The organism is Paenibacillus sp. EKM301P (assembly GCF_011800295.1).
GTDB lineage: Bacteria > Bacillota > Bacilli > Paenibacillales > Paenibacillaceae > Paenibacillus > Paenibacillus polymyxa.
On the sequence record NZ_JAALFM010000004.1, the window covers coordinates 490,086 to 504,125 of the forward strand.

13 protein-coding genes are annotated in these 14,040 nt (G+C 44.1%); 10 read left to right on the top strand and 3 right to left on the bottom strand.

Going from position 1 to position 14,040, the window contains the following annotated elements; all coding sequences use genetic code 11:
* The first annotated feature begins 347 nt into the window (after positions 1-347).
* Both HFD99_RS13750 and HFD99_RS13755 read left to right on the top strand, forming a co-directional pair.
* Positions 348-503 (top strand): hypothetical protein, encoded by a 156-nt coding sequence (locus HFD99_RS13750; protein WP_013370850.1) that lies wholly within the window; start codon positions 348-350, stop codon positions 501-503.
* Between the two features lie 174 nt (positions 504-677).
* Positions 678-1,187 carry a hypothetical protein gene (locus tag HFD99_RS13755; RefSeq protein ID WP_017428339.1) on the top strand — a complete coding sequence of 170 codons (510 nt, stop codon included), beginning with the start codon at positions 678-680 and terminating at the stop codon, positions 1,185-1,187.
* A 141-nt stretch (positions 1,188-1,328) separates the two neighbouring features.
* Here HFD99_RS13755 and HFD99_RS13760 read toward each other — a convergent pair whose 3' ends face one another.
* On the bottom strand, positions 1,329-1,955 hold the full coding sequence (locus tag HFD99_RS13760) for an FMN-dependent NADH-azoreductase (protein WP_031463358.1): 627 nt from the start codon (positions 1,953-1,955) through the stop codon (positions 1,329-1,331).
* A gap of 239 nt (positions 1,956-2,194) precedes the next feature.
* Here HFD99_RS13760 and murI point away from each other — a divergent pair, with 239 nt between their 5' ends.
* From murI to HFD99_RS13790, 6 genes are all read left to right on the top strand, one after another.
* Complete coding sequence (gene murI / locus HFD99_RS13765; protein ID WP_045243833.1) at positions 2,195-3,049, top strand: glutamate racemase; 855 nt, start codon at positions 2,195-2,197, stop codon at positions 3,047-3,049.
* Positions 3,050-3,152: 103 nt separating this feature from the next.
* Complete coding sequence (locus HFD99_RS13770; protein WP_167440916.1) at positions 3,153-4,004, top strand: aminoglycoside phosphotransferase family protein; 852 nt, start codon at positions 3,153-3,155, stop codon at positions 4,002-4,004.
* 14 nt (positions 4,005-4,018) lie between these two features.
* Positions 4,019-4,441 carry a metallothiol transferase FosB gene (gene fosB / locus HFD99_RS13775; RefSeq protein ID WP_167440917.1) on the top strand — a complete coding sequence of 141 codons (423 nt, stop codon included), beginning with the start codon at positions 4,019-4,021 and terminating at the stop codon, positions 4,439-4,441.
* 67 nt (positions 4,442-4,508) lie between these two features.
* Positions 4,509-5,903 carry an MATE family efflux transporter gene (locus HFD99_RS13780; RefSeq protein WP_019687056.1) on the top strand — a complete coding sequence of 465 codons (1,395 nt, stop codon included), beginning with the start codon at positions 4,509-4,511 and terminating at the stop codon, positions 5,901-5,903.
* A 185-nt stretch (positions 5,904-6,088) separates the two neighbouring features.
* Positions 6,089-7,069: a S8 family peptidase gene (locus HFD99_RS13785; protein WP_153795175.1), complete on the top strand. Its 981-nt coding sequence runs from the start codon at positions 6,089-6,091 to the stop codon at positions 7,067-7,069.
* A gap of 147 nt (positions 7,070-7,216) precedes the next feature.
* The gene (locus HFD99_RS13790; protein ID WP_019687058.1) at positions 7,217-7,702 is read left to right on the top strand and encodes a tetratricopeptide repeat protein; all 486 of its coding nucleotides are present in this window, start codon (positions 7,217-7,219) and stop codon (positions 7,700-7,702) included.
* A gap of 155 nt (positions 7,703-7,857) precedes the next feature.
* Here HFD99_RS13790 and budA read toward each other — a convergent pair whose 3' ends face one another.
* Together budA and alsS are read right to left on the bottom strand one after the other, a co-directional pair.
* Complete coding sequence (budA, locus tag HFD99_RS13795; protein WP_016821069.1) at positions 7,858-8,604, bottom strand: acetolactate decarboxylase; 747 nt, start codon at positions 8,602-8,604, stop codon at positions 7,858-7,860.
* A gap of 163 nt (positions 8,605-8,767) precedes the next feature.
* On the bottom strand, positions 8,768-10,477 hold the full coding sequence (gene alsS, locus HFD99_RS13800; RefSeq protein ID WP_185157160.1) for an acetolactate synthase AlsS: 1,710 nt from the start codon (positions 10,475-10,477) through the stop codon (positions 8,768-8,770).
* Positions 10,478-10,992: 515 nt separating this feature from the next.
* Here alsS and uxaC point away from each other — a divergent pair.
* Together uxaC and HFD99_RS13810 are read left to right on the top strand one after the other, a co-directional pair.
* Positions 10,993-12,417, top strand: coding sequence for a glucuronate isomerase (uxaC, locus tag HFD99_RS13805; protein WP_016821071.1), 1,425 nt, complete (start codon positions 10,993-10,995; stop codon positions 12,415-12,417).
* Positions 12,418-12,567: 150 nt separating this feature from the next.
* On the top strand, positions 12,568-13,968 hold the full coding sequence (locus HFD99_RS13810) for an MFS transporter (protein ID WP_016821072.1): 1,401 nt from the start codon (positions 12,568-12,570) through the stop codon (positions 13,966-13,968).
* Positions 13,969-14,040 lie beyond the last annotated feature (72 nt).

The window sequence follows — 14,040 nt, forward strand, 5'->3', positions numbered from 1 at the left end:
GGAAGTAATATAAAGTTTTAAGATCATAAATAAAATACGAATAATCTCGGTGGGAAAAGGGTACATATGTTATAAGCGGAACAGTTATCCCTTTTGCAATTTAGGACAAGCACTGTGGCTCCCATATATAAGGGTTGGAGCTTTGAAACGAAAAGATATATTTTAGTCTAAGTATTGGTATCAGTTTGTTAGATCGTTGTTGTTTTGGATAAATTCATGAAAGATGATAATGGCAAGGATAAGCTGAGTAACGAAGCGGGCAGTTGGATTTGGAGTAGCGATCGGAGAAACCATGTTTGCGCAGTGGGCTACACATTGCACGCATTCTTGAGGAGGATGGGATTCATATGAAAATAATCATTACACAAAAGGAAGCCGCCGACAAAGGAATCTGGACAGAGATTATGGGGATGTTTGCTGTAACCAAAGAGGACGAGGTATGGCAAAATGAAGAGTTTATTCTCACCGAGGAACAGGCACGTCAGGTGGGATTACTAAAATAACAAAGGTAAATTAGGACATGTCATCAAGTTTTAAGACCAAGTCTTAAAAAATCGTAACTTATTTTTTATGTATCTGATACACTTTTTAACCGTTCAAAGTTTATGATAGGTACACAAGGGTAATGAAGCTTACAGACACCGTGTACATACCCAAACGGCAAGGAGAGATCAGACATGATGAAATTAGCTTCGAAATGGACCGTATTGACTTTGATGATGATGCTGATTACGACGGCAGGGGCAACAGCGCAAGGCTACACACCTGTAGCAGCTGCTGAAAATCAGGAGACCGTATATATAAACCAAATGGACATTCGCGATGGACAAATTTATTTGTCAGCAGACCCGATTGAATGGTACGAAGGCGCAGCAGCAGACAAAGCATTTGTGGAGCATGAAGGAAATACAGGATTGGATGGAGCGCCGGATGGCTACTACATCGTAAACAATTCCGTACAAAATGACGTGTATCAGGTTGCACCAGATGCTACGGTAGAGGTGCAGATTTATGACCACACAGGGAATATAGAAGACACAGACGTGCAATGGAACGAATCCATTCCTTTGGCACAGTTTGAGAAGGATTTTGCTAAAAAGGATGTTCTGGACCTCAGCCAATTTCCATACCATGTTACGCTTCGTGACGGTAAGGTTGTAAAAATCGTGCAGCAGTTCATTCCTTAAATAGAGGTAAGCTCATACAGACACGTGCTTCTTACTTGATCACAGATCACAGGAGCACGTGTTTTTGTATTTTGTAGCAAAAAAAAGAGGATTTCCATCCCATAAAAGGGTGCGGACATCCTCTTTTCTTCATATATATAATTAGAACGATTTTGCTGCGTCTACTGCACGTTGTACGGCAGAAGCAACGATTTCTTGTGCTTGGTCAGGAGCTTGGTTATGTCCTTCCAGTACAACCTTCACAATGTCTTTAACACCGAAGAAGGTTAAGATGTTGCTCATGAAGTTCAGAGACATCTCAGCAGCAGCAGCAGGCCCTTCGGAATAAACGCCGCCTCTTGCATTCAACAGGGCTACTTTAGTGTTAGTTACAAGACCTACAGGACCTTCAGCAGTGTATTTGAATGTTTTACCAGCTTGGTTCAGGTAGTCAATGTATGTGTGCAGTACAGCTGGAATCGTCATATTCCAGAGCGGGAAAGCAAATACGACTTTGTCTGCTGCCAAGAATTGATCCAGGTAACCATTAGCGATGTTTGCCAGGCGAGCTTCTTCTGCGTTCAGCTCCATGCCTCTCGCGGATTTGAACGTGCCGTTGATCATGTTAGCGTTCAGATAAGGAAGTTCGACGGAGAACAGGTCCAGCTCAGTGATTTCATCAGATGGGTGGGAAGACTTGTAGCTTTCCACGAATGCGTTATACAATTTAACTGTTGCAGATTCTTCAGCTGTACGATCATTAGCTTTGACAAATAATACTTTAGACATGATTTATTTCCCCCTAAGTAAGTTGAATAAGTAAGTTTAGTTAGTAAGTTACCACGTAATATTACAATATAAAGATAATATCTGTCAACACTTCTATATTAAATTTACTTTGAAAAGCTGCTTTATTTTTTACACTGTGAAATTTACGTGTTTCTTTTGCAAAATATCAGTTTTGCGGTAAAATTTAAATGTAAAGTCTAATGAAGAGTGTGCTTGGATAGGCGAGGAAGGAAATGAACATGGTGCCATCAAGATTTAACACCATAGTTGAACGAAAAAAGGTGAGTAGCTTGAAGATAGGTTTTTTTGATTCGGGATTGGGTGGAATTACAGTATTGTCTGAGGCGCTAAGACGTTTGCCAAACGAAAATTTTGTTTACATGGCGGATACGCTTCATGTTCCTTATGGAACGAAAACACCCCAAGAGGTGCTTGGTTATGTCAAGGCTTCGGTGCAAACGATTCTAAAAGAGGATATTAAGGCATTGGTGATTGCCTGCAATACGGCTACAAGTATCGCGGTGGCGGAGCTAAGGAAGGAATATAAATTTCCGATTATCGGAATGGAACCAGCCGTGAAGCCAGCGGTCGAGATGAACCGAGCCAATGGTAAAAGAGTTCTGGTGCTGGCGACACCGTTGACATTAAAACAATCCGGTTATGCGGCACTAGTATCCAGAGTTGACGATCACGGAAGTGTGGACTCATTGCCTTTGCCGGAGCTCGTACAATATTGCGAACAGTTGAATTTTGACCGTACGGAATTGTTCAATTATTTTAACCATAAGCTGTCTTCGTTTAACTTAGACGTCTATGGTACGGTCGTGTTGGGATGTACACATTATCCATTTTATAAGGAAATTTTGAGAGAACTGTTGCCTTCTCATATTCAGCTCATTGATGGGAGCCAGGGAACGGTCAAACGCTTGAAACAGGTGCTGTCCGAGCGTAATTTACTGGCAGCTCCGTTGACAACGGGCCAATTGCAGGAGGGACATGTCACTTTTCTATGTACCAGTCAGGATAAGGCCTATGTCCATAAGATGGAGCGGGCGCTTGAAATCTATGCGGAGCATGAAAAAATATATTTGTAAGAAAAGAATGGCTGGCGAACAGGTGGGCTAGATTAGCAATCCGAAGCGCCAGCCGCATTATTTGTCGTATTATTTATGAATCAGATGCATAGGGAGGTTTTACATGGACATTCAATTTATCCTGAATGAGCTGTATGAAGCAGGCGTGCTTGAAAGCCATATGCAAAATCTCAAACCGCTGACTGGCGGAACTTCGAGTGAAGTGGTTGTTGTCATGGACGGTACCAGACCACGATATGTCATTAAGCAAAATGATCCCGCGATTGTAAAAGCCGAGGCAGAATTTTTGCTAACCTATGCACAGATTGAGAAGCTATCTCGAGTGATTTATGTAGATTCGCTGCATCGTTATTTGGTATATGCGTTCAAGCCAGGGTTCACTAGGCAATATAGTGAAAGAAATAAGGGTGATTTGCTGCTCAGTCTGGCGACAGAGGTCATTGCACACTACAAATCCCTTCGAGAGGAACGCAAGTATGGTTATTCGGATCATCCGTTTGTGGAATGGAGAGATTTTTTGCTCCACAGAACGAAAGAATCCGAAAAGATTATACAAGACGTCTTACCCTCAGAAAATCATCGGTTCATCCATACTCTTGTGGCCGGATCACCGCAGCGGAATATTAAATATTTGCTTCATGGCGATTTCGGAGTACATAATTTTGTGTTTGCCGAAAATGGTACATTGACAGGTATTATTGACCCTGATCCAGTGGTGGGAGAACCTCTGTATGATTTGATATATGCCTTTTGTTCTTCACCGGATAGGCTGACCATCGATACCATTTTGCCGGCGGTAGAGAAGCTTAGTCCAGAGATGACAGGGGAATATGAGCTGAACAGGGAAGTGCTACAGGGATTATACTTTCGTATAGCTACCTGCATTCGCCATCATCCGGAAGATCTAGACCAATATACAGAAGCATGGAATTACTGGCTGAACAGGGTTCGCTGAAAGGAATAGGAAGCATGAGCATACAAGGATGGAATCACATTTGCTTTTCGGTGTCTAATTTGGATAAGTCTATACAATTCTATCAGAATGTACTAGATGGAAAATTGCTCGTTAAAGGACGCAAGCTGGCTTATCTGGATTGCCTGGGAATGTGGTTGGCTCTCAATGTGGAAGAGGATATTCCGAGAAATGAAATTCATCATTCCTACACGCATATTGCATTTTCAGTAGCGGAAGCGGATTTTGAAAGTATGCTTAACAAGCTGAAAACTCTTAATGTCCCTATTCTGCCCGGACGGGAGCGAAATGAACAGGATAAAAGATCAGTCTATTTTACAGATCCAGACGGACACAAGTTCGAATTCCACACAGGACAATTGCAGGACCGCTTGGAATATTATAAAAATGATAAAAAACATATGACTTTTTACGAATAAGTAAGCGTTATCAAAAAATGTATGAGTAAATTTGGATTTACATACGGAAGCGGAGGAATACAGAAGTATGTCATTGTCGCAGGAAAGTGGCTCCAAGCAAGCGCAGGCCGTTAAAACGATGACGGTTTTCGCGATTACTTGGCCGATCTTCATAGAAATGCTATTTCATATTTTGATGGGTAGCGTGGATACGTTCATGCTTAGCCATGTTTCAGATGAGGTTGTATCGGCTGTCGGTGTATCCAGACAGTTAATTGAATTTACGATTATACTCTTCAATCTGCTTGGTCTTGGAGTAGGTGTGATCATTGCTCAGTTATTAGGTGCGCAAAAGCATGTGGACGCAAGCCGTGTTACCGCATCGGCACTAACCTTTAATCTGGTATTTGGCCTGGCGCTGAGTTTGATGTTTATCGTGAGCCGGGATTTTTTACTATCCTTCTATCATATTACTCCGACCATTAAGGAAAATGCAGAAATCTATATGATGCTGGCAGGGGGTTCGCTTTTTTTGGAAGCCCTTATGCTAACCGCAGGGCCGGTCATTCGCTCGCATGGTTTTACCAAAGATACGATGATCGTAGGCATCGGCATGAATATATTGCATGTTGTGGGAAATGCATTGCTCATATACGGCTGGTTTGGTCTGCCGCAAATGGGAGTGGCGGGAGCAGCGATTTCAACGGTTATTAGCCGCGTCGTCGCATGTGTGTGGATTTTTATCCTGCTGTACAAACGTGTAAGTGCGCCGATTCGTATCCAATATTATGTACAGCTTCAATGGAGCAAGCTGGTGGCGATCCTTAAAATTGGTATTCCTGCGGGGCTGGAATGGCTTTCTTATCAGCTTAGTCAAATGATGGTGACCCGATTTGTCAGCTTTATGGGTACAACAGCGATTGCAACTCATTTCTATACGAATACGATTGTGTATTTTTTTATGGTATTTGGAATGGCCGTCGGCGAGGGAACCGAAATTATTGTGGCTCGCCTGATTGGAGCAGGAGACAAGGAAAAAGCATATCATCAACTTTTGCGAAGCCTGAAATGGTCACTAGTCATTACGATTGCTGTGATCGTGGCTGTATCCTTTTTCCGATATGAAGTGATGGCGATCTTTACGGACGAGCCAGCGATCATTCAATTAGGGGCAGCGATTTTGTTGTTCTGTATATTGCTGGAGCCGGGCCGTGTGTTCAATCACGTGGTCATTAACTCCCTGCGAGCAGCAGGAGATGTTCAGTTCCCCTTAATGATGGCCATTATTTCAATGTGGGGGATCAAAATCCCGCTAGCATATGTGCTAGGCATTCATATGGGATATGGTGTGCTGGGTGTGTGGATAGCACATGCATGCGATGAATGGGTACGAGGTATTTTTCACTATTTACGCTGGAAAGGCCGGAAATGGCAGCACAAATCGTTGTTATCTAAGGCTGAGCTACAAGCAGAATCAATCTAAGGCTCATAGAGGCAGACATTTCCCAATTGATTTGGTTGATGTCTGTTTTTTTTGCAAAAATAAGCAAATTGGGATGTTCAAACTTTTCAAAAATTGCTAGAATATAGTAACCTCGAATGCAGTAGAGGTTTTCAAAGTTTCAAAGACGGATGGTTTCCAATTGAATCCATGAAGGAGGGAATAAGATGGAACGTAAAGTGCATATCATTCCTTACCAAGTGATCAAGCAGGAGCAACAAGTGAATGAAATACCGCGAGGGGTGGAGATGATCCAGGCACCTGCGGTATGGAACCAGACTCGAGGCCGAGGAGTAAAGGTGGCGGTGCTGGACACGGGCTGTGATGCGGACCATCCGGATCTGAAGGCACGCATTATTGGTGGCCGCAATTTCACGGATGATGATGAAGGTGATCCGGAAAATTTCAAGGATTACAACGGTCACGGTACACATGTGGCAGGAACCATTGCGGCAGCGGAAAATGAGAATGGTGTCGTAGGTGTCGCCCCAGAGGCAGATCTGCTCATCATCAAAGTGCTAAACAAGCAGGGCTCCGGTCAATATGACTGGATCATCCAAGGTATCTATTATGCGATTGAGCAAAAGGCAGACATCATCTCAATGTCGCTTGGTGGCCCTGAGGATGTGCCTGAGCTTCATGAAGCAGTAAAAAAGGCTGTAGCCAGCCAAATCCTGGTCATCTGTGCAGCTGGAAATGAGGGAGACGGTGACGACAGAACGGACGAGCTCGGCTACCCTGGCTGCTATAATGAAGTGATCAGCGTAGGTGCTATCAACTTTGACAGACACGCCTCAGAGTTCAGTAATTCTAATAATGAGGTGGATTTGGTTGCACCAGGAGAAGATATTTTGTCCACAGTTCCGGGCGGGAAATATGCGACCTTTAGCGGAACATCGATGGCTACTCCGCACGTAGCAGGTGCATTGGCGTTGATTAAGCAGCTGGCGAATGCGAGCTTTGAGCGTGATCTCACCGAACCGGAATTATACGCCCAACTCATCAAACGCACAATTCCACTCGGCAATTCTCCTAAGATGGAGGGCAACGGCCTGCTGTACTTGACAGCAGTGGAGGAGCTTTCCCGTATTTTCGACACGCAACGTGTAGCGGGAATATTGAGTACAGCATCGTTGAAGGTTAAATAAGTCGTAACAACGGACTATAACGACTCTCCTAAGCGGAGAGTCTTTTTGTGCGCTTCATTATATTTGAGAATCTCCATTTACATCATATTCAAATGTCGGGTAACATGTATCTCAAGGAAATAGTCAAGAAAAAAGTGGGGAATTAGCATGGAACAAATGATTGCAAAAGTCAGCGATCTAAGACGTACAGGACAGGCAATGGAAGCACGTGAGCTTTTATTAGAGGCCCTTGAGCAGGAGCCGAAAGAAGCGGAGTTATGGTATCAGACAGCCTGGACGCACGACGTATTGGGCATGGAAAGGGAGGCGGTTCCCTTTTATGAAAAAAGCCTAGGTATGGCATTAGCCGCAGATTCCAGGAGAGGAGCCATCCTAGGATTAAGCAGTACATATCGTGTATTAGGGGATTACGCCAAGGCGAAAGCGTGGTTGGACACAGGAATGAACGAATTTCCGGATTACAGACCGTTTCGGGTATTCTACGCTATGGTGTTATATAATCTGGGGGAACACGGGAAGGCCATGGAGGGGCTGCTCATGGAGTTGGCTGAAACGACCGCAGACATAACATTACAGGAGTACTCCCGTGCCATTCAATATTATGCTGATAAGTTAGACCAGATCGAGGAATAAGTAGGCCGGAGTGAGAGCATAAGCGGCATTGTGTATATATGTTGCCTACATAAAAAGATCACAGTCAGAGAGCAGTAGCCTCATTTTCTGACTGTGATCTTTTGCTTTTTTATTGTCTAGCTAAGGGACCGTACCTTGATGAGCTATATGCGTAATTATTGTGCACCTTCAGTAACAGCGATTTCTTTCTCCAAGTCTACTCTGGACAAATTAGCCTTCAAGTAATCTGGTGTATCGGGCAGCACAAGATGTAGATTGGATTTTTGACAAATACGGATTGTGCACTTGTCGACAACAAAATCAAAAACATGCCCGCCTCCAGTACGTTCATCATTAATAAAATGGAGATGAAATCCGGCTACTCCAATCCCTTGGGCATAAGCAGGTGTCCAAAAGCCTGTGATCACGCCGGAAGCGTCATTAAAAGTAAAGGTAGGCTGTGACTTGGTTGCTTCGATAAATGGTTTGTAAGGCTTCACTTGATGAGGCACAGTACGTGTCTTTACTTCACGAAAAGTGCCATCCATACGGAAGGCATAGAACAGATTACGGCTTGGAAACAGCTTTAGCAGCAAAGCTTCCAGCTCTTCACGATGCATGGGATGGTCAATAGTATATGTGAAATCTTCGCGGAAAAAGGTGACGGTGGAAAACGGAGTAGTTTCTTCCGGTTTTACGCGATGGGCCGTACCGTCTGGAAGCAAGTGATAAAATTCACCATCGAACGCGATCATCTCGCCATTCAGTTGATCAAAGGTACCAATTCCGAAATCCCCGTGCTTTTGCAGCTCCTCAAAGGCAACAACTCCATCATAAAGACCATCTAATAGAGCAAGCATAGTGGACGTTTGGTAAATATCATGATCAGTTTCTTGCTTGGTTTCCAGTCCTGCAACGGTCATGGTAATACACTTCCTTTTGTAATTGTATGCATTCATTTTCTTTCTTTTTCAATAATAAACGTAATGTTTCAGTAAATAACACAAATAGCTCAAAAAAATTATAAAAAATAACGTGTTGCTCCTTAATTGTCACGAAACCGTCACGAGAGAGTCTCGGTAAAAGTTAGTTTAATTGATTTGGTAGCAGTTTGCGTCCCAACTGGATATTATCTTGATAATCAATCGGAATATCAACGACCACAGGGCCATCCGTATGAAGAGCTTGCTGCAATACGTTTTCCAGTTCTTCAGGAGAGTGGACGCGTAATCCGGTGGCCCCAAAGCTTTCCGCATATTTCACGACATCGACATCTCCAAATTTTACACCAGACGTTCTGCCGTATTTAATCTGTTGTTGAAAGGCGACCATGTCATAGGTACCATCTCTCCATACAATATGCACTAGCGGTGAGTTAAGACGTACAGCGGTTTCGAGCTCCATGGATGAAAACAGAAATCCTCCGTCTCCAGAAATAGACACGACTTTTTGACCGGGGTTGACGAGTGTAGCGGCAATCCCCCAAGGCAGTGCTACGCCCAACGTCTGCATTCCGTTGCTGAATAGCAGGCGTCGCGGTTCATACGAACGGAAATACCGTGCCATCCAAATGTAGTGTGAACCGACATCACAGGTGACTGTGACGTTATCATCAATCAGGCTACGCAATGTACGAATAAATTGTAATGGATGAATCAGAAAATCATGCTTGTGGGCTGGAACAGCTGCTTGCTCGTTCAGATCATGGCGTAGACGATTCAATTGGTCGCAGGAGGATTTAGGTAGCTTTAAGGTAGGCAACTCATCTGCGAGGCCACTCACAATCAGACCTATGTTCCCGATTAACTCGTAGTCCGGTTGATAATCATGATCAATATCGGCTTGATGGTCATCCAGATGAATGAGTGTTCGATTTGCCGGGATGTTCCAGTTTTTTGGGTCGTATTCGATAGGATCATAGCCAATCGTCAGTACCAAATCTGCGGCTCCAAGCAGCATATCACCCGGTTGATTTTGGAACAGCCCCACTCTTCCAAAATAGTGGTCTTCCAGTTCACGGGAGATGGCTCCAGCGGCCTGGAAGGTTTCGACAACAGGCAGATCTGTATCTCGAATAAGAGCACGGATAGCTGCGGTGGCTTCAGGCGTGCTGGCTTTCATACCGAGAAGAAGTACGGGCAGTTTGGCTTTTCTGATTTGGTCTGCGACTTGTTTGATGAGCTCGGCGGGTGCAGTCCCAAGCTGGGGAAGGGAAACCTTCTCAATGACTGTTACTTCGGATGACGAAGTCAACACGTCCTGCGGCAGGCTGACGAATGTGGCTCCAGGCTGGGCTGAGGTCGCAATCCGAAATGCATTAGCAATGGCTTCCGGTACATTATCAGGGTGTTCTACTTCTACACTGTATTTAGTGATAGGTTCGAATAGTCCGGCATTATCCATAGATTGATGTGTGCGTTTCAGGCGTTCCGATCTTGGGACTGCACCTGCAATGGCGACGACAGGATCACTTTCTGCATTCGCGGTGACAAGTCCTGTCGCCAAGTTAGACGCGCCTGGACCCGAGGTAACAATGCATACACCCGGCTTACCAGTTAATCGACCGACCGCTGCTGCCATAAAGGCGGCATTTTGTTCATGGCGGCATACGATCAATTCTGGACCCCGATCTTGAAGAACATCAAAAACAGAATCGATTTTGGCACCTGGAATGCCAAAAATATGCGTAACCCCCTGCTTAATCAAACAGTCGACAACAAGGTCGGCTCCTTTTGTATCGGATTTGGTTTTAGTTTTAGTTTGAACAGCTTGCACTTTTGTACTCAATGCTACCACCTCTTCTTCTTCGTGTGTGAAATAAACTAATGAAATACTTTTAATGTAAATCAATGGATGTATATTGCAATTATAATACAATAACTGGTATTTTCAAGAAAGAAATTTTCAGAAAAAAAGAGAAAATCGTATAAAACGTTTTCAAAGTTTGATTTATCGCGGAAATTAAAATTTGTGGAATTTTCTTATGGTCTCAGTCATCGAGAAGGTTTGGAACAGTTCTCCTCAAATGGGGGCAGATCATTTTTATCCGCTCACATGATAAAAATCACTTTCCTCTACAAAGGATAGCGGTTACAATGTAATTGTTGTTAACGTAAACATTAAATTTAAGGTGAAGTAATCCAGCGTGATAGGATGTACAGAAATCATATTATAGCTTTTTCATCCTGTATAACCACGTGGATTTCTATGTTATGGAGAATGTAATTGTTAAAAGGTAAGTAGAGCTCGAATATTTTTGTTAACGTTAACAATTAATTAAGAAACACGATTATAGAAGGGATGAGAAAGTAATGACCAAAACGTTTTTAGACGAAAACTTTTTGTTGAGCAATCCAACGGCTGAAACCTTGTATCATCAATATGCCAAGGATATGCCGATTATTGACTATCATTGTCATTTAAGTCCACAAGAAATTTATGAAAATAAAAAATTCAAGAATATTACGGAAGCTTGGTTGTACGGTGATCATTACAAGTGGAGACTTATGCGGGCCAATGGGGTCGAGGAGCGATTGATCACGGGTGATGGTGAAGATTATGACAAGTTTCTGGCCTGGGCCAAAACTGTACCTACACTGATCGGCAACCCGTTGTACCATTGGACACATTTGGAGCTTCAACGCTTTTTTGGTGTCTACGAGTTGCTGAATGAACAGAACGCACCTGTGATTTGGGAAAAGGTAAACCAAAAGCTGCAGGGGCCGGGCTATGGGGCACGTGATCTGATTGTGAACTCGAAGGTAACTGTCGTGTGCACCACGGATGATCCGACCGACCATCTCGAATACCACAAACAAATCAGCAAGCTGACCGATTTCCCAGTAGCTGTGTTGCCAAGCTTCCGCCCCGACAAAGCTTTGGAAATTAATCGTGAAACCTTCCAGCCATGGGTGGCTCGATTGGGTGAAGTCAGCGGATTGGACGTTTCCGGGTTTGAAGGATTTTTGAATGCGCTGGCAAGCCGGGTGCGCCATTTTCATGCTGCCGGAGGTCGGGTATCTGATCATGCGCTGGATACTGTAGTTTTTGAAGAAACAACACCGGAGGAAGCAGCAGCCATATTCAGCAAGGGGCTGGAGGAAGGCCGTGTGACTCCTTTGGAAGAGGCGAAATATAAGTCGTACGTGCTGGTCTTCCTTGGCAAACAGTATGCAGAACACGGCTGGGCGATGCAGTACCATATTCACGCGCTGCGTAACAACAACACTGCGATGTTCCGTCGTTTGGGACCGGATACAGGCTACGATGCTGTAAACGATGGTTCCCTCGCTCGTCCACTGGCAGCATTGCTGGATGCACAGGAACTGGCAGGAGGATTGCCAAAAACCATTTTGTATTCGCTTAATTCGGTTGACTATCCAGTATTGGCAAGTCTCGCAGGCAGCTTCCAATCCGGTGGTACAGTAGGGAAAATCCAGTTTGGTACCGCTTGGTGGTTTAATGACCATATCGAAGGCATGCAGGAGCAGATGAAGCTGCTGGCTAATTACGGAGTGCTATCCCGCTTTATTGGCATGCTGACGGATTCGCGCAGCTTTCTATCTTACACACGTCATGAATATTTCCGCCGTATCCTTTGCGATTTAATCGGAACGTGGGTTCAGGAGGGCAAGGCCCCTGAGGATCTGGAACTGCTCGGAGCCATGGTACAAAATATTTGCTACAATAACGCCGAGCAATATTTTAACTTCCCAACGGTTGTTCATAGTAAGTGACGCTACATTTAAAGTGAGGACTCACTAACTTCAGAGAAAAGGAGCTCTTGCTAGGAGCTTGTACCCATCTCCCGGCAAGAGCAATTAAAAACCAAAATAGATATCAATGAGTATGTGAAAATAATTACAAGTGTAGAGGAGTGTGTAGGTATGGGAGTGCCTATCGTGCAGGAGAGCGTCCAAACTGACAACAAGACAGGTGAGCATATTAGCCTGAAAGAAAAGATTTCGTATGGTATGGGTGACTTTGGAAACGGATTCATGTTTGATTTGGGGCAGTTGTATTTGCTGAAATTTTTTACGGATGTAGCAGGGGTTTCTGCAGGAGCCGCCGCAGGCATTTTCTTGGTCAGCAAGCTGTTTGCCGCCGTCTGTGATCCCATTGTAGGGTCCTTTGTTGATTATCGCAAACATATCGGTACACGCGGAAAATTTAGACCTTTTCTTGTCGTTGGAAGCGTTATCCTAGCAATTCTTACGGTTCTTACCTTTATTTCGCCGAATATTTCACCCACAGGCAAACTCATTTACGCCTACGCGTCCTATATGATCTGGGGGATTGGTTACTCTATTGTAAACATTCCATACGGCTCGTTGGGTGCTGCCATTACGCAGGATACTCAGCAACGTGCTTCGTTGTCATCTTTCCGTCAGGCGGGATCACTAGGTGCATTATTCGTAACCAGTGTCGTGGTCATGCCGCTTATTTTATTGTTTCCTAACCATCATGTTGGCTATCCGGTGGTCATGGGGATCATGTCATTCATTGGTGTGATCGCTTTCATCATATGTTACCGAGGAACGAAAGAACGTATTATTAGCCAGTCCGGGCCAAAAGAGAAGCTATCTTTAGGCGTGATTGTGCACACCTTTACGAATAATAAACCCTTGCTGGTGCTCGTTTTAATGACGATTTTCACCATTTCCGCTTACAATATCAAGTCCGCACTGTTGATCTATTTTGCCGAATATAATTTGGGACATGTAGAATTAATGGCGTATATGAATTTTATTATTATCGGTTCGTCACTGCTGGGTGTATTGTTCCTGCCCAAACTGGTACGGCGTTTTGGTAAACGTAAAACAGCAATCTTAGGGATGCTAGTTAGCGTTATTGCCGATTCGATTAACTTTTTGATGCCTTCCAACGTATATATTTTCACAATTCTGGCGAGTATTTCGTTCATTGGTATTAGTATTCCCAACGGGGTTACCTGGGCATTCGTGTCCGATATCATTGATTACGGCGAATGGTCATCCGGGGAGCGCAAGGAAGGGATTACCTACTCACTATTTAACTTTTCACGTAAATTGGCTCAATCCTTGTCCGGCTTTCTATCGGGTATTGGACTGGCGCTTGTAGGATATGTACCGAATGTGATTCAATCCTCTGGAACGCTGCTTGGAATCAAAGCCTTGCTTTGTCTTTATCCGGCTGTTGCCTTGGCATTGGCCATGCTAGTAATCGGTAAAATGTACAAACTGACGGACAGCAGACATGCAGAAATGGTTCAAGAATTACAGCGTCGACATGCGGACAACCGCGTATAATTTGTGAAGGTCTTCTTTTCCGGGCGGCTCCTGTGGTATGGTGAGTATATAATTTTTTAGAGCCTTACTAAG